Here is a 24,544-nt window from a genome sequence, read left to right on the forward strand (position 1 = left end):
CCACATTAGTAAGAAAAGGCCCCAATGTAGTAGATAATTCATTCGGTGGCGAAGGTACCGGCGGACAAAGCTACCTGCTCTTCAACTGGCAGGCAGGAACTACCTATAAGTTCCTGACACATATTGTTCCTGACGGCACCGGCGGTACGGATTATTCTTCCTGGATTTTTACACCGGAAACAAGTGCCTGGCGTTTCCTGGCTACCTGGAAAAGACCTAATACCGTGAGCTATTATACCGGTGCTCATTCTTTCCTGGAAAACTTTAACGACAACAATGGCTACTACGGCAGAAGAGTACTGTTTAATAACCAATGGGTACGATCTACCTCCGGCACCTGGACAGAGCTCACCGGCGGTTACTTCACCGCAGATGCTACGGCTACCAATGATCAGCGTAAGGATTATGCAGGTGGTATAGATGGCACTACCGGCGCTTTCTATCTGAAGAACGGTGGCTTCTTTGCCAATTATGTAAACTATAATACCAGCTTTACACGGACGGCGAACGGTCTTACACCTACGGTGAATTTGACTACGCTGCCGTAAAATGGGATGCTTATAGGCAAAAGAAAGGCGGTCTCTTTTTAAGGAGACCGCCTTTCTTTTTTTTAAATAAAGAGTTTATCCAGTAGGATGGATCAATATTTTACGCATTAAGTTTCCTGCTGCTGAAATATTTTTTATCCAATTTGGGTTGATCAGACATCGAAAACCCATATGCTTGAGATATCAGATAATATGCCTGACGTAGGCGTTCTGTATACGGAACGTCTTTGCCAAATACATTTGCTGCATCAGCTTCTTCGAAAGTTCTGATTTTAAATGCTGTTCTATCAAGTTTAAAGTCCGCCATATGCAAGAATATACAGTAAATATACAGATTAGTAGGGATATGGTTAGCTGTAATAAGAAAAAGGGCCTGTAAGTTTTAAACCTACAAGCCCTTTCTTCTATATCCAATTCTTTACAAAAACTTCAATACTTCTGCACCCATGGCTTCTGTACCAAGAATTTTATCTGCCGGCGTTTGTGCATCAGCGATATCCCGTGTACGGAAACCGGCTTTCAATACTTTATCTACTGCACTGATCACTTCATCAGATTCTGCTTTCATGCCAAAGGAAATATCCAGCAGTAGGGCAGCAGATAAGATAGATGCCAGCGGATTCGCTACACCTTTGCCGGTAATGTCGTGCGCAGAGCCATGTATAGGCTCGTATACGCCGGTACCATCGCCGATAGAGGCGGAGGCCAGCATACCCATAGAACCGGCGATCTGGGAGGCTTCATCGGTCAGGATATCACCAAACAGGTTAGCGGTCACCACTACATCAAAACGGCGTGGGCCTTTTATCAGCAACATAGCGGTAGCATCTACAAACTGATGTTCTACTTCAATATCCGGATATTCAAGGGCTACCTTTTGTACTACTTCTCTCCAGAGACGGGAGGTTTCGATCACGTTAGCTTTATCTACAGAACACAGCTTTTTTCTCCTGGTTCTTGCGGCTTCAAAAGCTTTGCGGGCAATACGTTCCACTTCATAACGACTGTATTCAGCAACGTCGTAAGCGGTGTCGCCATTGTTTTTTCTTCCCTTCTCTCCAAAATATATATCACCGGTCAACTCACGGAAGAACAGGATATCCGCACCTTTTAATATTTCAGGTTTGATGCTGGAAGCGCCTAATAATTCATCAAACAATTTGATAGGACGGAGGTTGGCATACAATCCCAGTTCCTTGCGCATTTTCAGCAAACCTTGTTCTGGTCTTACCTTAGCAGAAGGATCATTGTCGTATTTCGGATGACCTACGGCGCCGAATAATACCGCATCTGAGTTTCTCATCTTTTCGAGCGACTCATCCGGTAAAGGATTGCCGGTAGCTTCAATGGCTACGTGTCCGATCAGTGCTTCATCGTAGGTAAATGTATGGCCGAACTTTGCCGCGATTTTGTCGAGGACTTTTTTYCCTACCGCGGTTACTTCCTGTCCGATTCCATCACCGGGAACGATTAATATATGTTTGGTTGCCATTCAGTTATTGTTGGAGAGTTTAAATTAGGTTCAGCATTTTCAGTGTTGCCTTGATAGCAGATACCGTTTGGTCGCTATCCAGCCCCCTGGTTTTGAATTCTTTTTCATTTCTTACCCAGGTAATGATGGTTTCGCATAACGCATCACTTTTACCACCGGGAGGAATGCGTACGGCGTAATCGGCCAGTGGCGGGAGTTCCACCTTCAGTTGTTTATACACCTTTTTCAGGGCATTCATAAACGCATCGTATTGTCCGTCGCCCTGTGAATGCTCTTCAAAGATTTCGCCGTTAATAGAAATCCTGATGGTAACAGAGGGGTTCATGTTTTTGGAGTGTGTGAGTACATAGTTTTCTAAGATCACATGCTCCTCAATACGGTTGCTGTCCAGTACATCGGAAATGATATAGGGTAAGTCCGCCTGCGTCAGCACTTCTTTCCGATCGCCCAGTTCAATGATACGCTGCGTTACCTTTTTCAGATCGGGGTCCGACAGTTTAATGCCCAGTTGTTGCAGGTTGTTTTCTATATTGGCTTTGCCGCTGGTTTTACCCAGTGCATATTTACGCTGACGGCCAAAACGTTCCGGCATCAGGTCACTGAAGTAAAGCTTATTCTTTTTATCACCATCTGCATGGATACCGGCAGTTTGGGTAAATACATTTTCGCCTACAATAGGTTTGTTCACCGCTATGCGGAAACCGGAAAAGGTTTCTACCAGTTTGCTGACAGTATACAGAGAGGTTTCTACTACGGATGTTTTCACGGAAGGCAAAAAGTCGTGCAGCACTGCGATGGCGCTGGCCAGCGAGGCATTGCCTGCTCTTTCTCCCATCCCGTTAATCGTTAAATGAATGCCATGGGCGCCGGYTTTTACACCTTCCAGTACATTGGCGGTGCCCAGGTCGTAGTCATTGTGAGCGTGGAAATCGAAATGGATGTCCGGATAGCGCGTTACAATGGAAGACACAAATTCTTTTACTTCATCCGGTGTAAGTACCCCGAGTGTATCGGGTAACATGATCCTTTTTACAGGCTGGTGTTGCAGGAAATCCAGGTATTGGAATACATATTCCCGGGAATGTCGCATACCATTGCTCCAGTCTTCCAGGTATACATTGCATTCCAGCCCTTTTTCATTGGCCAGCTTAATAACGGCTGCTACTTCCGTGAAATGTTCGTCAGGTGTTTTCTTTAACTGGTGGGTTAAATGATTCAGCGAGCCTTTGGTGAGCAGGTTCATTACTTTGGCGCCGGCCTGCAGCATCCATTCTACGGATACGTTGCCGTCTACAAAGGTTAATACCTCTACTTTATTTAAAAAACCATTTTCCTTTGCCCATTGGGTAATTGCCTGAACTGCCGCAAATTCACCGTCAGATACACGGGCTGAGGCAATTTCAATCCGGTCAACTTTTACTTCTGTCAGTAAAAGCTGTGCAATGGTTAACTTCTCAGAGGGTGAAAAAGAAACACCGCTGGTTTGTTCACCATCGCGGAGTGTGGTGTCCATTATTTCAACGTGGCGCTGGGTCACTGGCATAATCGTTTGTATGGAATGTTTAGTACAGACTCTTGTCGGCGAATAATTTTATTTCGTCTTTCATGGCCTGCAGGTAATCGATATCATCATAGCCATTCATCATGTTCAGCTTTTTGTAGCTGTTGATGGCAAAAGATTCACTTTCTCCGGTGGCAGGAATGGTAATCGTTTGTGCTTCCAGGTTAACTTCCACTTCCGCTTTGGGATCTGCTTCAATGGCAGTAAAGATCTTATCCAGGAACTCAGGACTTACCTGTACAGGTAATAAGCCTACGTTCAAAGAGTTGTTTTTGAAGATGTCGGCAAAGAAGCTGGATACTACGCAACGGAATCCATAGTCGTAGATGGCCCATGCAGCGTGCTCACGGCTACTGCCGCTACCGAAGTTTTTACCACCTACCAGGATTTTACCGGTGTAGATGGGATTGTTTAAAACGAAATCTTTTTTTGGTGTGCCATCTGTTTCGTAGCGCCAGTCGCGGAACAGGTTATCACCGAAACCTGTACGCTCTGTGGCTTTTAAAAAACGTGCGGGAATGATCTGGTCCGTGTCCACATTTTCAATTGGCATGGGTACTGCGGAACTCCTCAATATTGTGAATTTATCGTAAGCCATTTTTTGAGTTGTATCGTGATTATTGTTGAATAGGAAAGGGTTTAAGCAATCAGTTCTCTCGGATCAGTTACCACACCGGTTACTGCTGCTGCTGCTGCTACCAGCGGACTGGCCAGCATTGTTCTGGAGCCTGGTCCCTGTCTGCCTTCAAAGTTCCGGTTGCTGGTACTTACGGCGTATTTGCCGGCAGGTACTTTGTCATCGTTCATCRCCAGGCAAGCAGAACATCCGGGCTGACGCAGTTGAAAACCTGCTTCTGTCAGTATATCGAGGATACCTTCTTCTTTGATCTGTTGTTCTACGATATGTGAACCGGGAACGATCCAGGCGGTTACATGTTCCGCTTTCTTCCTTCCTTTTACAATAGAGGCAAATGCACGGAAGTCTTCAATACGTCCGTTGGTGCAACTGCCGATGAATACGTAGTCTACTTTTTTACCCAGCATTGCTTCTTCTTCATGGAAGCCCATGTATTGCAATGATTTTTCGTAGCTGGATTTGCTGTCACCCACCAGTGCGGCAGGAATATGTTTGGTAATACCCATACCCATGCCCGGATTGGTACCGTAGGTGATCATGGGTTCTATATCTGCAGCGTCGTAGGTATATTCTATGTCAAAGGCAGCACCTTCTTCTGTTTTCAGCGTTTTCCAGTAGGCGAGGGCTTTATCCCATGCTTCTCCTTTAGGCGCTTTCTCACGTCCTTTGATATAATTGAAGGTGGTTTCGTCTGGTGCAATGATACCGCCACGGGCGCCCATTTCAATGCTCATGTTGCAAACGGTCATACGACCTTCCATGCTCATGTTTTCAAACACATCGCCCGCATATTCTACAAAGTAACCGGTAGCGCCGGCAGCGGTGAGTTTGGATATAATATAGAGTGTAACGTCTTTTGGTGTAATACCCTTACCCAGCTTACCTGTTACGTTAATACGCATCTTCTTCGGCTTCGGCTGCATAATACACTGGGAAGAAAGCACCATCTCTACTTCAGAGGTACCAATACCAAATGCAATGGCACCAAAAGCGCCATGGGTAGAAGTGTGAGAGTCACCACAAACGATGGTCATACCCGGGAGGGTGATACCGTTTTCCGGACCTACTACGTGCACAATACCATTCTTGGGATTACCTAATCCCCAGTGGGAGATACCATATTTGTTGGAGTTAGTTTCCAGCGCCTTCAGCTGATTGGCGGAAAGCGGGTCTTTTACCGGTAAATGCTGGTTGATTGTTGGCGTGTTGTGATCTGCAGTGGCAAAGGTTTTCTCAGCAAACATCACCTTCAGTCCACGGCTTTCCATACCGAGAAAAGCAACTGGACTGGTTACTTCGTGAATAAAGTGGCGATCGATAAAAAATACATCCGGGCCATCTTCAATTTTCCTGACAACATGCGAATCCCATACTTTGTCAAATAAGGTAGCGGGTTTATTGCTCATTTTTTAAATTTTTAAAAGTAGCTACTTGATTGTTCAAATTTATTCATAAAATCTATTTTATTTCAATATTTTTTCTAAGGATACCTGTGAAATGGTAGTAAAGAAGCAGCAGGAGCAGGCGTTTGAGCCTATTTTACTATGTATTTGGCTGATAGTCAGCAGTATGTAATTTTTTGAGAAGAGAGTTGGTTGGTATCTTATTTTGGGTTGCAGCCTGCTGAAGGGCAATGCCGTAGTACATGTCAGCAGCGCARTGTAGTCAGGAGGATAGGAGATATATAGTTGTTATAAATTTAATGTGTTTGGTGGGTTTATTTCCCTTCGGGAGAAGTCATTCCGGTTTGCCATCGCTCCTGATTTTACAACAGCCTGATGCCCGGTATATAGAGAGAGGGTGCCTTTTTGGACACCCTCTCTCTATAAAATATCATTATCAGGTCATTAATAATTGAACGTAGCCACTGGCGCACCATCTGAAGCGATGTTCACCGTATATTTTTTAAAACCTGTAAATAAGGAGTCTTTTTTTAAGTAGGCGACCACTTTATCAGAAAGCCCTTTCAGTTTTACACTGTCGGTATTGGCCGGTGTGGTAATAATCGCCATTGTCAGTTCTTCTTTTTGGGTATGCGCCATCAACTTTGAAAATTCAGCCGAGCGGGCATCAGTAATCAGCGTGGTATCAAATTTATCCCCGGAAGCATTCTGCCCGTTAAAACTGAAATTACAGATGAGCAGGTCATTTTCAAATTCCCGGTTAAAGGCAACAGAATCTTTTACAAAGGTACTAACCCCACCGCCTATATGAACATTGGTAGTCTGACTGGAACAGGCTGCCAATGCGAAATACAAGGATACAGGGATTAATAAAAGGGCTTTTTTCATTGCACTTGGTTTAGTTGATAAATGCCTCCAGGCTTTCCTGCAGAAGGCATACGAATTGTTTCGTAGACGAAGATAATTAAAAACTTCAGGGTGCAAAATTTATATACCTCTCAACTTGTCTTCCTGTAATTAAATATGGCCCAACCATTCAGTATCACCGCAAATATCACCAGGTATAAGAACTCCCGCTGTACATCCGCAAAGCCGCTGCCTTTCAGTACAATCATCCGCATCACCTTAATAAAATGCGTTACCGGCGTTAAATTGGCAATGACTTTGGCCCAGGCAGGCATACTGTCCACCGAAGTAAAGAGACCACTCATGAGCATAAAAATCATGATAAAAAAGAAGGCAACAAACATGGCCTGCAACTGGTTACTGGTATAGGTAGATATCAGCAGTCCAAATCCCAGCAAGGCCACCAGGTATATGGCGGCAAACAAGTACAGCGTTGCAAAACTACCCACCGGCCAGATGCCATACACTATCCACGCTACGGTTAGTCCCAGCGTAAATACAATCATACCTACCACCCAAAACGGAATCAGCTTGCCCAGTATAAACTCCCATTTCTGAATCGGTGTCACGTTGATCTGTTCTATCGTACCCACTTCTTTTTCTCTCACAATATTCAAGGCCGACATAAAGCCGCCGATCAGTGTCAGCAACAATACCAGCACGGCAGGTACCACATAAAAGCGGTATTCCGCCAATGGATTAAACCAGTTGGAATACGTGATGTCTATGGTTCCTTCAGGGGCATGGCTGCCGGCATTAACAGGAATTTCTTTATTAAAGTCTGCGATCACTGCCTGCAAATAACTGCCACCTATGGCTGCTTTGGTGCCGTTGATCGCATCTACGGAAACACCCACTTTCTGCACGCCTTCTCTCACCAGGTTACTTTCAAAGCCCGCCGGTATTTCCAGTACCAGGTCCGCTTTTTCTTTCTCTATATATTTTAATGCTGCTTTAAAAGACGATTCTGCTGCCACTATCCTGAAATAACCAGAGGAGGCTATTTTGGCAATCATCTGACGGGAATACGGACTGTGGTCATTATCCACCACAGCCAGCTTCACATTTTTTACATCAAAATTCATCGCCAGCGGAAGAATAATCAGCTGTATGGTAGGCAGGGCAAACATCATGGCCAGGATGGTTTTATCCCGGAAGATCTGCTTAAACTCCTTCTTCAGAATATAACGCAACACTTTCATGATAGCCGGGTTTTAAAGTTTCTCAGGGCAATGGTCAGTGCCAGGGTAGTCATCCCCAGTAATACCAGTGTTTCTTTCCACACATATTCAATACCTAGCCCCTTCAGCATTACGGCCTTTACAATCAGGAAATACCAGCGCGAAGGAACCACATTGGATATCACCTGGAACGGTATTGGCATGTTCTCCAGTGGAAACATAAAACCAGTAAAGATCATCGTAGGAATCATCATCCCCATCATCGATATCAGCAGCGCGGTTTGCTGGGAGTTAGTCGCATTGGAAATTAACAGCCCCAATGATAAACAGGTAATAATAAACAACATGCTTTCCAGGAAAAGCAGTCCTATACTGCCTTTGATACCCACATTCAGCACAAACACCGCCAGTACCAGGATGAGGATAAAATTGGCGAGCGATAATATCAGGTAAGGAATAGCTTTGGCAATCAGCACCATCAACGGTTTAAAAGGAGATACCAGCAGTATTTCCATGGTGCCCAGCTCTTTTTCCCGTACTACTGATACAGAGGTGAGCGCCGTACACACAATCATCAGCACCAGCGCCATTACTCCCGGAATAAAGTTAAGAGAGCCATTGCCTTCTTCATTATATAACATCCTCGCTTCCGGAACAATCATATAAGGCAGGCGGGGCGAGGGGCTGATTTCCTGCTGATAGGCCGTCATGATGGCGGTAATATAATTCACCACCGTTTTGGCAGTATTAGGATCGGAGCCATCTGTAATGATCTGCACCTGCGCTTTCCCGGCATGTTGCAGGTCATTGCCAAAACCAGCCGGAAAAATGAGCGCACATTTGGCCTTGCCTTTCTTAAATGAATCCCTGATGCTGTTATAGTCGATATTGGATTCCTGGACAACAAAATAGGAAGATGATTTTATTTTGCCGATCAACTGTTGTGTATTGATATCTCTGGAATTATCTATGATGGTAAGGGTAATATCCTTTACTTCACTGGTCAGCGCGAAGCCAAACAGCACAATCTGCGCTACCGGCAAACCAAACATGATGAGTAAGGTCCGCTTATCCCGGAACACATGGAAAAATTCTTTCCTGATAAATGCGAGGAACTGTTTCATAGTGTTATTTTAATCGCCGGATCTTTGGGCGCCACGGGCAAGCTGATAAAAAACTTCATTCATATTTTCTGCCTTGAACTGCGCTTTCAGGTTGGCAGGAGAATCCAGCGCTTCCACTTTGCCATCTACCATAATGGTCACACGGTCACAATACTCGGCTTCATCCATGTAGTGGGTAGTAACGAAGATGGTAATGCCCGATGCTGCTGCTTCATAGATCATATCCCAGAACTGTCGGCGGGTAACCGGATCCACACCGCCGGTAGGTTCGTCCAGGAACACAATTTTAGGCCGGTGAAAGATGGCTACTGAAAAAGCCAGCTTTTGTTTCCACCCTAACGGCAGCGCCCCCACGAATTTTTTCGACTCTGCGGTAAGCCCAAGTTGCTGTACCAGCTCATCACTTCGTTTCTTTATTTCCGCAGCCGGTACGCCATATACACCACCAAAAAATTCAATGTTTTCCAGTACGGTCAGATTTTCGTAGAGCGAAAATTTCTGGCTCATATAACCAATATTTTTCTTAATGGATTCCGGCTGTTTGTATACATTGAAACCCGCTACGGTAGCTTCACCCGAAGTGGGGTGGGAGAGGCCGCAAAGGATCCGCATCGCAGTCGTTTTGCCGGCGCCGTTAGCCCCCAGGAAACCAAATATCTCTCCCTTTTTTACAGCAAAGGAAATTTTATTGACGGCATAAAAGTCGCCAAAACGTTTGGTCAGATCCTTGCAGATGATCACATTTTCTTCCATGGCAATATAATTTAAGCCTGGTTCATTAACCGGATGAAACTATCTTCTATACTGGGACGAATTAATTTTGCTTCTACATGTGTATGCCCTTTCTGCTCCATGCGTTGTTGTATGGAGGCAATGTCTGTTGCATCATCACGCAGTGTAATATGGATGTACTCCCCGAAAGCGTAGCAGCTCTCCACAGCCGGTTCATTTCTCAGCTCCGTGAACAACTGATATATAATATCAGCCTTGATGGCATATAGTTTTACCGGGAACTGCGCCATAATATGTGCTGGTGTATCCACCGACATAATTTTGCCGGCCTGTATCAGTGCAATCCTTTCGCAAAGCACGGCTTCGTCCATATAAGGTGTTGATACCACAATGGTAATGCCCTGTTGCTTCAGGTTTTTCAGCATTTCCCAGAACTCTTTACGCGACACTACATCTACGCCGGTGGTAGGTTCATCAAGAAACAATACTTCCGGTTTATGTATCAGGGCGCAGCAGAGGGCCAGTTTTTGTTTCATACCACCGGAGAGTTTGCCGGCGCGGCGGTTGTTAAACGGCTTGATCTGTTCGTATATATCTTTGATCAGGTCATAATTCTCTGCTATGCTGCTGCCGAAAAGTGTGGCAAAAAAATCCAGGTTTTCTTTTACGGTAAGGTCCTGGTATAGGGAGAATTTGCCAGGCATATAGCCTATTCTGCTCCGGATCTTTTTATAGTCTTTCACACAGTCATAGCCCTGTACGCTGGCAGTACCTTTGTCCGGCACCAATAAGGTAGTGAGTATGCGGAACAGGGAGGTTTTGCCGGCGCCATCGGGGCCAATCAGCCCAAACAGTTCACCTTCGGCCACCTGTAGCGATATATCATCTACTGCCAGCACTTTGCCCTGGTCGTAAGTCTTTGTAATATGATCCAGTATTACTGCGCTCATTTTTTATCAGTGTTAATCAGCATTTCGCCATACATACCTATTTTCAGATAGCCATCGTTTTTCACCCTTACCTTGATCGCATACACGAGGTTGGCCCGTTCGTTTTTTGTCTGAATCGTTTTCGGGGTAAACTCTGATTTATCCGATATCCAGGTGATATCACCGGTATACGTTTTATAGTTTTTTTCTCCCTGGTCAATGCGGGCCTGTACGGTTTGTCCCAGTTTAATGGCAGGCAGTTTGTCACCGGTGATATAAGCTTTGAGGTATAAGGTGTCAATGTTGGCAATCTTATACAAGGCTTTTCCGGTAGCGGCCATTTCTCCTTTCAGGGCGTACCTGGTGAGTACCACGCCGGTAACGGGATTAATGATCTGTCCTTTATGGATCTGCTCTGCATATTGAGCGAGTGATTTTTCCAATGGGGCTTTTTCGCTGAGGATGGTCCGGTTTTGTGTGGAGGTATTGGAGTCGTTCAGCTTTATCTGTTGCCGCGTTACGGCCAGTTGTCGTTCCTGTTGTTCAATAAGGGCATTAATATCGTCCAGTTGTTTCTGGGTGGCAGCATCGCTTTTTACCAGGTTCTCGGTTCTTTTTCTTTCGCGGTATTGCTGCTCCAGTTGTGCTTCCTGCACCAGCAGTTGCCGTTTTACCAGTTCTGTTTGCGGAATGGGGTCATGGGTTTTATCTTTCAGGGCGTTGATGGATGCCAGCACCTGTTCCCTTTGCAGGGTAGGGATGGTCACATCGATTTGTCCGACGTTTTGACCGGCAGTTAATTTGTCGCCTTCCTGTACGGAGAAGTCGAGCAGCACGCCGGTTTGCTGGGCAGATACGATGACTTCATCTGCTTCAAAGTTCCCGGAGGCGTCATAGTCCGGTTTGCCGTTGCCACAGGCATTTATCAACATCACAGCAGCCAGACCGAGTATCATGTTGTATTTCATATGCAATAATTAATCAGTTCCCGGAAGTGTTTTTATAATTGTATTGTGCCTGTAATAATTGTATGCTATGTAGTATCCGCGATTGTTTGGCCAGGTTCTCCGCGTTGAGTTGTGAAATGTATTCATGTACGGTAATCACGCCATTGTCTAGTTGCGCCTGCGCCGACTTTCGTACAGATGACCGCAGGGTGATCGCATCATTGTCTTGCTCCATTAATGCTGCGTACTTTTGGATGTCCTGGTTTTGTTGTCGTAAGCTCAGGTTGGTATTAAACAGGAAAGTTTCTTTGCTGATATCGAGGTTTTGCCGGTTAATATCCAGTTGTTGCCGGTTGTTTTTCAGGGAGTATAAACTGCCTAGCGACCAGTTCAGGCGTACACCGCCTATCCACCAGGGTCCGAATTTATTGTCTACTATATTCAGGGTAGGGCGGCCATAGGCGCCTTGCAGAAAGGCATTGAGCTTAGGAAGATAGTTGGAGCTGAGTTGTTTCTCCTGTACATCAAATGCTTTTTTCTGTATATCGTAGTACGAAATTTCCGGCCGGTGAATGCCTTCCTGCGGGGCTACAGGGGCAGGGTAGGTAAGTGTGGTGCTGTCTGATATTGGCTGGTTGATAAATACCGCCAGCATTTTCATATAGGCTTTACGGTTAGCACTGAATTCAGTAGCGGCCATGTCGGTATTAATGATTTCTGCTTTAAGCTCATCCACATTGCTGCGGTAGGCAACGCCGTTGGCCAGGGCAGCCTGTACTTTATCGGCTGCACTTTGCAGGTCTGTTCTTCTGAGGCCGTTTTGTTTCAGTTGTGCATCCATCAGCAAAATAGCAAAGTACAGTTGTGTTACCCGGTCTTTGATCGCATACAAATTCACTTCCAGCTGTTGCTGCTGAATGGCTTCATTGGCTTTGCTGCTTTCTTTCTGGTACCTGCTAACACCTCCGTCATAGATTTGCTGGGTAATTTCCGCCTGTATTTTGTACTGATCCTTACTGAGGTCCGGTGGTGTGAGTCCGGGCATCGAGGGCAATACGTCTCCGAAATTGATGGTTTGCGATTGGTAGCTGGCTTGTCCGCTTATGGTAAGCTGCGGGAGGTATAGTTTGCCGGCATTTTCTACAGAGTACTTGCTGCTGCGTACAATCAGGTTGTATTGTTTGATCAGCGGATAGTTTTGCCGGGCCAGTGTAAAGCACTCCTCAATAGTAAGGACTTGTGCCAACGCCTTTTCGTGTAACACACCGAATAATAAACAGCAGCACATTGCTTTGAATAAGTTCATAGCGCTATATTCAGTTTGAATGATTGTTTTGAAAAGTTGTTCAATTTCCGTGCAAAAAAAATCTTATTTCAGCATGCCTTTCATCCACACCGGAATCAGCTTCCTTCTTTCTTCCATCAGTATCTTAAACTCACCTGTTTTGACTACTTTATTCCTTTCCAGCAGCGGCCTGGCGAGGAAGGGCATCACCACAAATCCAATGAGGTTCATCATCAGGTGAAGTGGGTTGACCTGTAGCTTGCCTTCTTTTTGCAGCGCATTTAATTGCTGAAAGAAGTGCGAATGGAAGATGGCATTTTTCCGGTTATCCTTTAACAGCTCATCACTGCCGGCAAATATTTCATTCACCATAAACAACGGGAAATCCGGGTTGTTCAGCAACAGGTTAATGTAATGATCTGCTACCTGTTCTATCTTCTGCTGCAAACTCAGTTGCTGGTTATTTAATACAGCAGTAACGGCGGTAATGAGTTTCTCCACTACCTCTGCCATTACAAACTGGAACAATTTTTCTTTGCTGCGGAAGTAGTAATTAACCAGCGAAAGGTTGATATCCGCTTCTGCTGCGATGTCCCGCACTTTGGTAGCCTGATATCCCTTTTTGGTAAACACAATTCTGGCGGCGGCTTTAATGCGCTCTTCCGTAGAATCATCCATTTTTACTTTCTTTTCACTAACCGGCATAACGAGGAGTATGAGTTGATTACTTTAGCAAATATACAAAATTGAACAACTTTTCAAAACAATTGTTCAATTTTTATTTTTAGTGTTGATTTTGTTATTAAGCCTTATTTTTATTTTAAACTCAATGACCTTGAAAAGAATAATTTTGTCGACCCTATTACTGACTTTCTTCATCCCAGCCTTCTCCTTTTCCTACAGACAAAATACCGCAGCCAGCGACGGCGCCTGGGAGGGTGTTCTGAAAGCCGGCAACATAGCGTTGACTGTATATTTCGATATACAGGATACTACCGGTGCTATTTTCATCCCATCACAGGGAATCTTCCGGCACGACATTACGCGGGTAGTTCATGATAAAGACAGTGTTACTTTTTCATTTAACGACAATGTGCTGCGTGCGCAATTTGCCGGTAAGATTTCTTCCGACAGTATTGCCGGCGTGTGGACGCAGGGCAGTGCATCCATTCCAATGAGCATTCACCGCATACCCAAAACAACGATCACACATGCTAACGTAGATGTTTTCCTGGGTTATTGTAAAAACTATTCATTGCATCGCGAGTCGGCTAACTGGAATGCGATCAGGGATTCCGCTTATCTGATAGCAGATAAAAGTACGGAGCTGCAGCAGTTAGCTAAAGCCGTGCAGCATATTTTTAAAGGCGTACATGATAATCATGCCTCCTGGATATATGGGGGTAAATTCATGACTGGCGGAGATGCGAATGACATGTCAAGGATATCAGCGCCATTAATGCAGGCCGTGAATAAGTACGCCAGAGAGTTACGGGTAATGGTGCTGGATAATAAAACAGGCTATATCCGTATGCCCATGATTAACGTTATTGATCCTGCGGCGGCGACGGAAGCGGCACAGAAAATAAAAGAAGAAATAACCCGCGTATCCACTCCACAGCTACAAAAATGGGTACTGGATCTGCGTGTATGCGGAGGCGGTAATATGATGCCCATGTTGAATGGTATCAGTGGTTTGCTGGAAGATGCCCCCATGGGTGGTTTTACTGATGATAAAGGTCAATTCATACGGTTTTGGGGAATGCGTCAGGGTATTTTTTGCCAGGGCGATAGTGTGATGAATACTCCCGCTAGCAGAACAGTGGGTAATAAATTAGCCATATTAACCGGTCCGGTTACGGCCAGCGCCGGTGAGGCCGTAGCGGTGGCCCTCGAGGGGCGGCAGCATACCAGGTACTTTGGCTCCCCCAGCTTTGGTCAGATTACCTGTACCAACGTTTTCCCGCTGGGCAACCAGGGCATGTTGGTCATCTCCATCGGATATTACACCGACAGAAATAAGCAGGTATATAAAGTAAATGTTAGCCCGGACGAAGTGATCAGCGGACAGGAAAATTTTGAAAATCCGAAACAGGATTCCACCGTTATCCGCGCTGCTGCATGGCTGAATAAGTAACGCATTTTTTGAGGAATACCGCCGGTTGCCCGGCCTCAAACTGATCAGGACGGATATTTAACCTACGGGCAGCATGATAATGCTGTATCTTACAGTACATCCTTAGCTTATGATCCAATTACCTGTTATACATGGCTATATAGACCGGCGCATTCTCGTGAATTTTACGGTAGACCCGGCAGTGATACAGCAAATACTGCCTGCTCCATTCCGGCCTAAAATATACAAGGGCAAAGCCATTGCCGGCATTTGCCTGATAAGACTGAAACATATCAAACCCAAAGGCTGGCCGGACTTTATGGGACTGTCGTCCGAAAATGGCGCGCACCGCATTGCGGTGGAATGGGAGGAAGATGGCGTCACAAAAGAAGGCGTATACATTCCCCGCCGCGATACCTCATCCAGGTGGAATGTTTTTGCCGGTGGCCGGTTTTTTCCCGGGAAACACCACCACGCCCTGTTTAATGTGAAAGAAGAAAATGGGCACTATCATATCGATTTCACCAGCTCAGATGCCACCCGCATTTCTATTGATGCCAGAACCTCGAGCGAATTTCCCCGTGACTCCATCTTTGAAACACTGGCGAATGCGTCTGACTTCTTTGCAAAAGGAGCTACCGGCTATTCTCCCAACAATAAACAAACACTGGATGGACTGCGCCTGGATACCTATACCTGGGAACTAAGCCCGCTGCGTATGATGCAGGTATCTTCCAGCTTCTTTGAAAATACTACCCTGTTTGAAAAAGGAACCGTACAATTTGATAATGCCCTGCTCATGACCAAAACAGCGCACGAATGGCATACACTGAAAACAAAAGCATGAAAAATTAAATAATAGTCCCGTTTTTCATACAATCATAGCGTTGTTTATACGTACTTTTGCGCATCAATCGATTTTAGTAATAACTTTGCAAAAAAGCTAATATCTACTCGTAGCATGCGGAAACTATTTATAACGGTATTTTTAATGCTGATCTGGCTTTGCCAGCTCTCAGGCCGTTATTTCGTGATGCTCGACTTCTATCTCAACCAGGAATATATTGCTGCCAATTTATGTGAGAACCGGAATAAGCCGGCCATGCATTGTAATGGTAAATGTCACCTCAGCAAAAAATTAAAAGAGGAAGACAAACGTGATCAGGACACCCCCGAGCGTAAGGATCACCGGAGCGAAATATTCTACGCCGCCTGGCTACAGCCAACCACGCTAAAACCAGTGGCCACACCTTCCTCTAAAAACTATCTGCATCCCTATTGCATAGGCACCCCCATTGATCAACCTACCGGCGTATTTCGTCCCCCCATGGCATAAGCATTTCCATTTATTTTAATCATCACTGAATGTACACCGGCTGTACTACAGCCATTTTATTGCCTTTACACCACCTGCTCCTATGCAGGCGGGAGGCTTGCTATTGCCTGCCCGGAAAAAATACTATCATGCAACATTTTAAACACACTATCTACAGCGCTATCCTGCTGTTAACCACTTTCACTGCCTGTAAAAAAGATGATACCGCACCTGCGGCAGATAACAGCGCCAAAGCCACTTTGTCTGTACAGTTTGATAACATCGCCGGAGATAAAAACCTCCAGTTGAATACCGGTATATACACCAACGCTGCAGGCGAACCTTTTAAAGTATCCCTGCTACAGTATTTCATCAGCAACATACAGGTGAAAAACAGTAACGGTAAAGTTTATACGGTACCGGCAGACAGCAGCTATTTCCTGGTGTCTGAGGCCAACGCCGCTTCACAGTTCGTAAAAGTAAAAGTACCGGAAGGCGACTATAGCTCCCTCACTTTTGTGCTGGGAGTAGACAGTTTACGCAGTACCATGGATATCAGCAAAAGAACAGGCGTACTTAATCCTGCCGGTGGCATGGATGGTATGTACTGGGGCTGGAACAGTGGCTATATCTTTTTCAAGATGGAAGGAGACGCGGCCGCAGCACCACTGGACCCCAGCGGCCAGCATAAATTCCGTTATCATATTGGTGGCTTCGGTGGGTACAATGCCGTTACACTCAATAATATCAAAACTATTACGGTAGATCTTTCTGCAGGCGGTATCGCCAAAGTAAGACAAGGCCGTGAAGCCAATATCCATCTGATGGTAGACATCCTGAAAATGTTTAACGGCACTAAAAATATCAGCATCGCTGCCAATCCTACGGTGATGTTCAGTGATTTCAGCACCAACATCGCCAATAACTACGTGCAGATGTTTCATCACGATCATACGGAAAACTAAGTGGTATGAGTAAGTTACAATGGATGATACTCACTGGCATAGTCATCTTTCTTTTTGCCTGCAGTAAAAGTGAACAGCTCATCGCCTTCATTGGATTCCGGCAACCCGCCGGGTTTCCGGCTACGGTATATAAATTCGAAAATAACCCCGTTACCAAAGAAGGCTTTGAGCTGGGGAGGAAATTGTTTTATGAATCCAGGCTTTCCCGCAACAATACCATTTCCTGTGGCTTCTGTCATCTGCAAACATCCGCCTTTACACATCACGGACATGATGTGAGCCATGGCATAGATGACCGTCTTGGTAGCCGCAATTCCCCGCCCATTATGAACCTGGCCTGGAATACCAGTTTCATGTGGGATGGAGGCGTATTTGATATGGATCTGCAACCCATTGTGCCTATTACCAATCCGGTGGAAATGGATGAAACCATGGACAATGTGCTGCAAAAGTTACGCAACACACCCCCTTACCCGGTGCTGTTTCAGAAGGCTTTTGGCAGCACAGACATTACCACGGCACGCATGATGAAAGCATTGTCGCAGTTCATGGTGATGCTGGTCAGCGATCAATCGAAATACGATAGCGTACAGCGGCAGCAGGGCGTACATTTTACAGCGGCAGAGCAACAGGGATATACCCTGTACCAGCAACATTGCGGTAACTGCCACCGGGAGCCTTTATTTACGGACCAGTCGTTTCGCAACAATGGCCTGGGAATAGGACCCAACAACGATGAAGGGCGCTATGCTATTACGCTTAATCCTGCCGACAAGTATACGTTCAAAGTACCGAGTCTGCGTAACCTCGCTTACACTGCGCCTTATATGCACGATGGCCGCTTTTATACTTTGTCTGCCGTATTGCGGCATTACACGTCAGAAGTGCAGGACATGCCTACGCTTGATCCGTTGCTGAAGCAAAACGGGCATACCGGCTTTTCGTTCACGGCAGCAGAACAGGAGCAACTCCTGGCTTTTCTGCAAACGCTGAACGACCCTTCATTTATTAACGATAGAAGATTCTCTGAGGAAGCACAATAATTGACGACCCATGAAAAAAATAACAATACTCCTGGTATGCCTGCTCACCGGCTTTTATGAAAGCCGGGCTTGTGATATCTGTGGCTGTGGCGTAGGCAGTTATTACATCGGCCTCCTGCCGGATTTTAAAAAACGATTTGTTGGGCTGCGATACCAGTATAAAACCATGCGCTCCCACCTGGGACCGGGTGGTACTACTTCTTACCTGACTACAGATGAGACCTATCAGACAGCAGAGTTGTGGGGTGGCTGGAACATTGGCCGCCGCTTCCGGGTGCTGGCTTTTGTACCGCTGAATATCAACAGCCGTGAAAACCAGGGCAACACGATGCGCAAATCCGGTTTGGGAGATATCGCGGCTGTAGGCTATTATCAGTTGCTGGATAAACAGCATACCACTGGCAACAACAAATTACTGGTACAATCACTCTGGATAGGAGGAGGTGTAAAACTGCCTACAGGCAGGTATGAGCCGGCAGAGCGGAAAGAAAATGAAGATGCGCCTAATAATTTTCAGTTGGGCACTGCCAGTCTCGACTTCACCTTAAATGCCGCCTACGATGTACGCTTAATGGATGTGGGCATCAACACCAACGTAAGCTACAAGATCAACAGCAGCAATAAATACGACTACCGCTATGGTAATAAGTTTACTGCCAACGTACTTGCGTATTATAAAATCAGGCTGGCGCCAAAGATAAGCGTGGCGCCTAATGCCGGCGTTCTATATGAAACCGCCGACAAAGACCGGGAAGCCGCAAAGTTTAAGGTAGATATCTCCGGCGGATATTCCTTACTGGCCACCACGGGTGTAGAAGCCACTTTTGGCAACGTAGCGGCAGGAGTAAACTTTCAACCGGTTATTTCCCAGCAAATGGCGGATATGCGCGTGAAAGCGGGCAACAGGGCCATGGTACACGTCACTTATTTGTTCTGAGTATGAAATGGGATGAAATAGCCCTCGTAACGATGGGCAGCAATAATTTTTTCTGGACAGGTAGTCTGGCGGAAATGACGAAACAATACGCTTTGCAGGAACAGCCTCACCGGCTGTCCTGCTACCTGTTGCTGAGTACCGATGCCACGGGAGGCGCCGTTATGATAGACGACAAAAGCGTGCTCATAGAACAACCGGGTATCATCTGTATCAAGCCCAATAGTGTATGTAGTATGCACCTACAACAGGGACAGGTGATTTGTTTTACGGAAGATTTTTTCTCCCTGCGCTATAACAGCAACGTACTGTACCAGTTTTCTTTCCTGGCAAAACAATCCGGTAATTATCTGCCGCTGGAAGAAACGTTTTTTCAGAAATGGCAACTGTTATCAGGGCTGATGCTACAGGAGTTTCATAGTCAACACAAATGCAGCGACCGGATACTGCGTTCTTATCTTAATATCCTCCTTTGTAGCCTGGATGAGTCTTTCGGCGGAAGCAGCCACCCGGAAAGAACCAGCAACAGGGATGAAAAAATAAGACGGTTTGAAACACTGCTGGAAGAACATTACAATAGTCATAAAACGCCTTCTTTCTACGCTACACAATTACATATCACCACCAACTATCTGAATAAATTATGTAAGGAGTTCCGACATATTTCCAGTGGGGAACTGATACGCAAAAGAATCACCATTGAAGCACAGCGGCTGTTGTACCACACTGGTTTGTCTGTAGGAGAAATTGCAGATCAGCTGGGGTTTGAAAGCGCTTCCTATTTTGCCACTTTTTTTAAGAAGCATACGGGGATGTCGCCGGAAAGTTTCAGAAAACAAGATAACAGATAATTAATGGGCGGGGCCATTGTAATCCTTGAGAATGTTTTTTATTTTGTTTAGCCGAGCAATGTAAAAAACTACTCAAATATACTATGGACTCACGGAGAGAATTCCTGAAAAAATCATTACTGTTATCCGGAGCAGCGGGCTTGTCTACTATGATGCCAGCCTCCATACAAAAGGCACTGGCAATAGATCCTGCGGCAGGCAGCACTTTCCTGGATGCGGAACATATTGTGATCCTCATGCAGGAAAACCGCTCCTTTGATCACTGCTTTGGAACATTGCAGGGGGTACGTGGATTTAATGACCCAAGAGCAGTATGGTTGCCGGATGAAAAACCGGTATGGTTTCAAACCAATGAACACGGCGATACCTATGCACCGTTTCGCCTGAATATAAAAGACACCAAAGCCACCTGGATGGGCGATCTGCCTCATTCACGCCCCAGCCAGGTAGATGCATATAACAAAGGCCGCTACGATAAATGGCTGATCRCAAAACGCCCCGGCAACAAAGAATACGCTGCCATGCCCTTAACACTGGGCTATTATACCCGGGAAGATTTGCCCTTTAACTACGCCATGGCAGATGCTTTCACCGTTTGTGACCAGAATTTTTGTTCGGCCATGACCAGTACCACACCTAACCGCTCTTTCTTCTGGACCGGAAAAATAGTGGATGAGGTAGACGGTATACCTAAAGCACATATTCGTAATGATGACTATAGCTACGCGAAATTACCCTGGAAAACATTCCCTGAGCTGCTGGAAGAAAACAGTATCTCCTGGAAGTTTTATCAGAACGAAATTAGCTGTGGCGGAGGATTTAAAGGCGAAGAAAGAGCCTGGCTCGCCAACTTCGGCTGTAACCTGCTGGAGTTTTTCGCTGCCTATAACGTGAAGTTCTCTGATCGTTATATCAACAGTTTAATGAAACAAGTGGAAACACTCCCGGATGAAATCAATAAACTGCAGGAAGCCAGTCCTTCCTCTGAAGATGCAGCGGCAAAAATCCGTACCGACATCTCCAAAAAGCAGGAAGTACTGGATAACGCTACCAAAGAACTCCTGAAATGGAACAAGAAGAGCTATGAACAATTAACACCACAGCAGAAAGCCCTGTATCAACGCGCCTTTGTAATAAACAGTAATGACCCTTCCTACCGAAGCGTTACCAAGGTAGCGTACAAAGACGGCCAAACAGCACGTGAAATCACCGTGCCGGCAGGAGACGTGTTACATCAGTTCAGAAAAGATGTGAATGAAGGCGGATTGCCTTATGTATCCTGGCTCGCAGGTCCGCAGAACTTTTCTGATCACCCCAGCGCGCCCTGGTATGGCGCCTGGTATGTATCGGAAATCCTCGACATCCTCACGCAACGCCCGGAAGTATGGAAGAAAACCATCTTCATTGTTACCTACGATGAAAACGATGGTTATTTCGACCACGTAGTGCCTTTCTCCATTTGTGATAATAATATTCCCGGTACCGGTAAATGCTCTGCAGGGATTGATACGGAAATAGAACAGGTAAGACTGGCACATGAACTGAAACAGGGGGTGAGCGAAAAGCAGGCGAGGGAAGCCCCGGTAGGACTGGGATTCAGGGTGCCTATGCTCATTGCCTCTCCCTGGAGCAGAGGGGGGAAAGTTTGTTCGCAACTGTTTGAACACACCTCTACTTTACAGTTCCTCGAAACATTTTTTAATAAGAAGCTGAATAAAAGCCTGCACTTCGAAAATGTCAGTCAGTGGAGACGTACTATCAGCGGGGATCTGACGGCTGCCTTTAGTCCTTTTAATACCACTACGCCAGCCAAACAAATTTTCCTGAACCAGCAACGTGTAGTGGAAAATATCAACAACGCGCGTTTCAAAGAAGTGCCAACAGGCTTCCGCAAAATAACGGGAGAAGATGTTGCAGCCTTTAAGAATCATAAAAGACCTGTATCGTTACAGCAGGAAAAAGGTGCACGCCCTTCCTGTGCTTTAACGTATGAACTATTAGCGGATGCGCAATGGCAACCCGAACAGCAGCAATTGACGCTGAAAATGCAGGCGGCTAAAGAGCTCTTTGGGGACCGTACTTCCGGTGCGCCTTTCACTGTTTACACCAACCTTCCTTACCGGGATGAAAAAGACGGTAGCACTGCTGCTGGCAGAAGCTGGGCATTTGCGGTGGCTGCCGGTGATACACTTCGGTATGAGTGGCCGGTAAAATCCTTTGTGGATGGACGTTATCACCTGCACCTGCATGGACCCAACGGTTTTTACAGGGAATTCAACGGAAGTCCTCAACATCCGCAGGTCGATATACAACTCGGCTATGAAAGTGCCGGTAAATTAAAAAAGAAAGCCACGGGCAACCTGGCGTTTCGTGTAACCAATACTGGTAGTACCGTCCGCGATATCACGATCACAGATAATGCGTATAACGGAAAAGTGATTCAACGGAAAGTAGCAGCTGGTGAAAACCTGGAAGTGATATTGTCTTTGCAGAAAAGCCAGGGCTGGTACGATTTCACCGTGCATGCAACTGGCTTTGACACGTTTAGTCAGCGTTACGCTGGCAGAGTAGAAACAGGAGCGGAAGGAATTACAGACCCTTTTATGGGGAGAGCATAAAGCGTAAAGCATAAAGCAAAAAGCTATTGTGGCGAATGATGGATCGCGACAATAGCTTTTTGCTTTATGCTTATTGGAGTATTTCTTTCACTGGCGTACCCACGCATCCACTCGGCATCTGTATATGCAGCATAGCCGCCAGGGTAGCAGCAATATCTGTCATATGTGTGGTTTCATTGCTGGCGCCATGTTTTATATGCCAGCCCATAAATACCAATGGAATATGGATATCGAACGGATTCCAGTTACCATGGGTGGTTCCTTTCAATGAGCCTTCAAACCATCCTGGCTCAGGAATAACGATCACGGAACCGGTACGTTTACGGTTGTAACCATTGATGGCCATTGTTTTGATAGGTTCTGGCAGCGGGTTAGCACCAATGTTGTCCATATCTGCTGCAAACTGGATACCCGGTTGCGCCTCGAAGTATTCAACAGATGCTTTCTTTACTGCATCGTAATCCAGCTTTGCTGCGGCAATCTTCGCTTTATCATAGCTCACATGGTAGTTCATGAAAGAAGTGACCAGTTTGCTAACGCCAAAACGCTTCGCCAGCGTGCTGTCCAGACCAGCTATCAATTTACGTCCTTCTACCAGACCTGCAGGCAGGTTGTGTTCCTGCATAAATTTCACGGCATGTGCAGCACCATGGTCGGCTGTCAGGAAAACGAGGTAATTACCTTTACCGACTTTCTGATCCAGGTAGGTGAAGAAGGAAGAAAGATCTTTATCCAGACGGAGGTAGGTGTCTTCTACTTCAATGGAGTTAGGACCATACTTATGTCCTACGTAATCAGTAGAGGCGCAGTTGATGGTGAGGAAGTCGGTAGCAGTGCCGTTGCCCAGGTCGTAACCATCTACAGCAGCTTTTGCAAAATCGAGTGTCAGCGTATTACCGGAAGGGGTAGACCGCAGATTGCCCGGATCTTTCTTGTACACATCTTTCAGTTGATGAGGAAATACAGGTGCTTTTTCACCCGGGAAAGTCCCTTCCCAGGCTACATTATCTTCAGTGCTTTGGGTATAGGTGCCAATAGGATATAATGTTTCCCAGGGCTTGGACATCAACTGCTGCGGCTCTTTGCTGTCGTTGAAGTTTTTTACCCAGGAAGGCAGTTCATTCATATAATAGGTGCTGGTAATAAAGCTGCCGTTGCTGTCGTCCAGCCAGAAAGCGCCATTAGGGGTATGCCCTGCAGGTAAAATAGAAGCGCGGTCTTTCAACGATACGCCTACTACTTTGGAACGGAAGTTCGTGGCCAGTCTTAATTCATCTGTAATGGTGGATGCCAGCAGATTGCGTGGAGACATTTTACCGGCGGAACTGGTGCTGCCAACAGGTTGTACGGTGGTATCTTCTGTGCAATACCATTTCCTGCCGGTTACCTGGTCTGGCCAGTCATTGCCGGTGATGCCATGAATAGCTGGTATGCTGCCGGTGTATATAGTGCTGTGTCCAACAGCAGTAAAGGATGGAAGGTGACTGATAAAAGTGTTCTCACATGAAAATCCCTCGCCCAGCATACGTTTGAAACCACCTGCTTCGTAACGGTCATAATAACGGTATAAATAATCCCAGCGCATCTGGTCTACTACGATACCTACAATCAACCTGGGTTTTTCATTGGTTTGGGCAACTGCCGTCACTCCCTGAAGCGCTGTGAATGCGCCGAGAATAGCGGTAGCCATTGATTTTGTCAATCCATTCATAATGCAGATTTTTTCATTTTTTGGTTCACACCCCAAAATGGGAATCGGCAAACGTAGTGAAAAAATCAATAAATGCCCACCACTTTTACAGGAACGAGTGTTAAGCAGTGTTAACGCTGTTGCTTGTCTACCGTTACATTATCCGCTAAAATACACTGTGGATAATAGTATTGCCGTTTCAGTATCGGCCAGTACAAAGATTTTTGGGTTACTTGTAGTAGTTTTGTAGATATCCCTGTAGATAGG

At 45.8% G+C, this 24,544-nt stretch carries 23 protein-coding genes; 9 read left to right on the forward strand and 14 right to left on the reverse strand.

Features of this window, described 5'->3' with window-relative positions; genetic code table 11:
- Positions 1-548: DUF3472 domain-containing protein (locus AC1DP6_RS21645; RefSeq protein ID WP_477056677.1), on the forward strand; the 548-nt coding region annotated here is incomplete at its 5' end.
- A 100-nt stretch (positions 549-648) separates the two neighbouring features.
- Here AC1DP6_RS21645 and AC1DP6_RS21650 read toward each other — a convergent pair.
- The 13 genes from AC1DP6_RS21650 to AC1DP6_RS21710 form a co-directional block, all read right to left on the reverse strand.
- Positions 649-855: a hypothetical protein gene (locus AC1DP6_RS21650; RefSeq protein WP_477056678.1), complete on the reverse strand. Its 207-nt coding sequence runs from the start codon at positions 853-855 to the stop codon at positions 649-651.
- A 111-nt stretch (positions 856-966) separates the two neighbouring features.
- Positions 967-2,040, reverse strand: coding sequence for a 3-isopropylmalate dehydrogenase (gene leuB, locus AC1DP6_RS21655; protein ID WP_477056679.1), 1,074 nt, complete (start codon positions 2,038-2,040; stop codon positions 967-969).
- Positions 2,041-2,059: 19 nt separating this feature from the next.
- On the reverse strand, positions 2,060-3,583 hold the full coding sequence (locus tag AC1DP6_RS21660) for an alpha-isopropylmalate synthase regulatory domain-containing protein (RefSeq protein ID WP_477056680.1): 1,524 nt from the start codon (positions 3,581-3,583) through the stop codon (positions 2,060-2,062).
- 19 nt (positions 3,584-3,602) lie between these two features.
- The gene (gene leuD, locus AC1DP6_RS21665; protein ID WP_441574824.1) at positions 3,603-4,199 is read right to left on the reverse strand and encodes a 3-isopropylmalate dehydratase small subunit; all 597 of its coding nucleotides are present in this window, start codon (positions 4,197-4,199) and stop codon (positions 3,603-3,605) included.
- A 41-nt stretch (positions 4,200-4,240) separates the two neighbouring features.
- Positions 4,241-5,644 (reverse strand): 3-isopropylmalate dehydratase large subunit, encoded by a 1,404-nt coding sequence (gene leuC / locus AC1DP6_RS21670; RefSeq protein ID WP_477056681.1) that lies wholly within the window; start codon positions 5,642-5,644, stop codon positions 4,241-4,243.
- A gap of 441 nt (positions 5,645-6,085) precedes the next feature.
- The gene (locus AC1DP6_RS21675) at positions 6,086-6,529 is read right to left on the reverse strand and encodes a hypothetical protein (protein WP_477056682.1); all 444 of its coding nucleotides are present in this window, start codon (positions 6,527-6,529) and stop codon (positions 6,086-6,088) included.
- Between the two features lie 110 nt (positions 6,530-6,639).
- The gene (locus tag AC1DP6_RS21680) at positions 6,640-7,749 is read right to left on the reverse strand and encodes an ABC transporter permease (protein WP_477056683.1); all 1,110 of its coding nucleotides are present in this window, start codon (positions 7,747-7,749) and stop codon (positions 6,640-6,642) included.
- Positions 7,746-8,852, reverse strand: coding sequence for an ABC transporter permease (locus tag AC1DP6_RS21685; protein ID WP_477056684.1), 1,107 nt, complete (start codon positions 8,850-8,852; stop codon positions 7,746-7,748). Before AC1DP6_RS21685 ends, AC1DP6_RS21680 begins: the two co-directional genes overlap by 4 nt.
- Positions 8,853-8,861: 9 nt before the next feature.
- On the reverse strand, positions 8,862-9,605 hold the full coding sequence (locus AC1DP6_RS21690) for an ABC transporter ATP-binding protein (protein WP_477056685.1): 744 nt from the start codon (positions 9,603-9,605) through the stop codon (positions 8,862-8,864).
- Between the two features lie 11 nt (positions 9,606-9,616).
- Positions 9,617-10,534, reverse strand: a complete 918-nt coding sequence (locus tag AC1DP6_RS21695) for an ABC transporter ATP-binding protein (RefSeq protein WP_477056686.1) — start codon at positions 10,532-10,534, stop codon at positions 9,617-9,619.
- The gene (locus AC1DP6_RS21700) at positions 10,531-11,481 is read right to left on the reverse strand and encodes an HlyD family secretion protein (protein ID WP_477056687.1); all 951 of its coding nucleotides are present in this window, start codon (positions 11,479-11,481) and stop codon (positions 10,531-10,533) included. The genes AC1DP6_RS21695 and AC1DP6_RS21700 overlap by 4 nt, the downstream gene beginning before the upstream one ends.
- Positions 11,482-11,494: 13 nt before the next feature.
- The gene (locus AC1DP6_RS21705) at positions 11,495-12,766 is read right to left on the reverse strand and encodes a TolC family protein (RefSeq protein ID WP_477056688.1); all 1,272 of its coding nucleotides are present in this window, start codon (positions 12,764-12,766) and stop codon (positions 11,495-11,497) included.
- Positions 12,767-12,829: 63 nt separating this feature from the next.
- Complete coding sequence (locus AC1DP6_RS21710; protein WP_477024812.1) at positions 12,830-13,450, reverse strand: TetR/AcrR family transcriptional regulator; 621 nt, start codon at positions 13,448-13,450, stop codon at positions 12,830-12,832.
- A gap of 130 nt (positions 13,451-13,580) precedes the next feature.
- Between AC1DP6_RS21710 and AC1DP6_RS21715 the strand changes: the two genes are divergently transcribed.
- The 8 genes from AC1DP6_RS21715 (at position 13,581) to AC1DP6_RS21750 (ending at position 22,587) form a co-directional block, all read left to right on the forward strand.
- Positions 13,581-14,882 (forward strand): S41 family peptidase, encoded by a 1,302-nt coding sequence (locus AC1DP6_RS21715; RefSeq protein WP_477056689.1) that lies wholly within the window; start codon positions 13,581-13,583, stop codon positions 14,880-14,882.
- 109 nt (positions 14,883-14,991) lie between these two features.
- A complete protein-coding gene (locus tag AC1DP6_RS21720; RefSeq protein ID WP_477056690.1) occupies positions 14,992-15,708 on the forward strand; it encodes a DUF2071 domain-containing protein in 717 nt (238 codons plus the stop codon).
- 114 nt (positions 15,709-15,822) lie between these two features.
- On the forward strand, positions 15,823-16,197 hold the full coding sequence (locus AC1DP6_RS21725) for a hypothetical protein (RefSeq protein WP_477056691.1): 375 nt from the start codon (positions 15,823-15,825) through the stop codon (positions 16,195-16,197).
- 128 nt (positions 16,198-16,325) lie between these two features.
- Positions 16,326-17,141 (forward strand): MbnP family protein, encoded by an 816-nt coding sequence (locus tag AC1DP6_RS21730; RefSeq protein ID WP_477056692.1) that lies wholly within the window; start codon positions 16,326-16,328, stop codon positions 17,139-17,141.
- A 5-nt stretch (positions 17,142-17,146) separates the two neighbouring features.
- Positions 17,147-18,184, forward strand: a complete 1,038-nt coding sequence (locus tag AC1DP6_RS21735) for a cytochrome-c peroxidase (RefSeq protein WP_477056693.1) — start codon at positions 17,147-17,149, stop codon at positions 18,182-18,184.
- A gap of 10 nt (positions 18,185-18,194) precedes the next feature.
- Positions 18,195-19,121, forward strand: a complete 927-nt coding sequence (locus tag AC1DP6_RS21740) for a transporter (protein ID WP_477056694.1) — start codon at positions 18,195-18,197, stop codon at positions 19,119-19,121.
- Between the two features lie 2 nt (positions 19,122-19,123).
- Complete coding sequence (locus AC1DP6_RS21745) at positions 19,124-19,969, forward strand: helix-turn-helix domain-containing protein (protein WP_477056695.1); 846 nt, start codon at positions 19,124-19,126, stop codon at positions 19,967-19,969.
- A gap of 83 nt (positions 19,970-20,052) precedes the next feature.
- Entirely contained in the window at positions 20,053-22,587 is a 2,535-nt protein-coding gene (locus AC1DP6_RS21750) for a phosphocholine-specific phospholipase C (RefSeq protein ID WP_477056696.1), read from the forward strand.
- Between the two features lie 70 nt (positions 22,588-22,657).
- On the opposite strand, the gene pafA is transcribed toward AC1DP6_RS21750, so the two are convergent.
- Positions 22,658-24,298 carry an alkaline phosphatase PafA gene (pafA, locus tag AC1DP6_RS21755; RefSeq protein ID WP_477056697.1) on the reverse strand — a complete coding sequence of 547 codons (1,641 nt, stop codon included), beginning with the start codon at positions 24,296-24,298 and terminating at the stop codon, positions 22,658-22,660.
- Positions 24,299-24,544 lie beyond the last annotated feature (246 nt).

The sequence above is a fragment of the Chitinophaga sp. 01L420 genome, assembly GCF_056399985.1.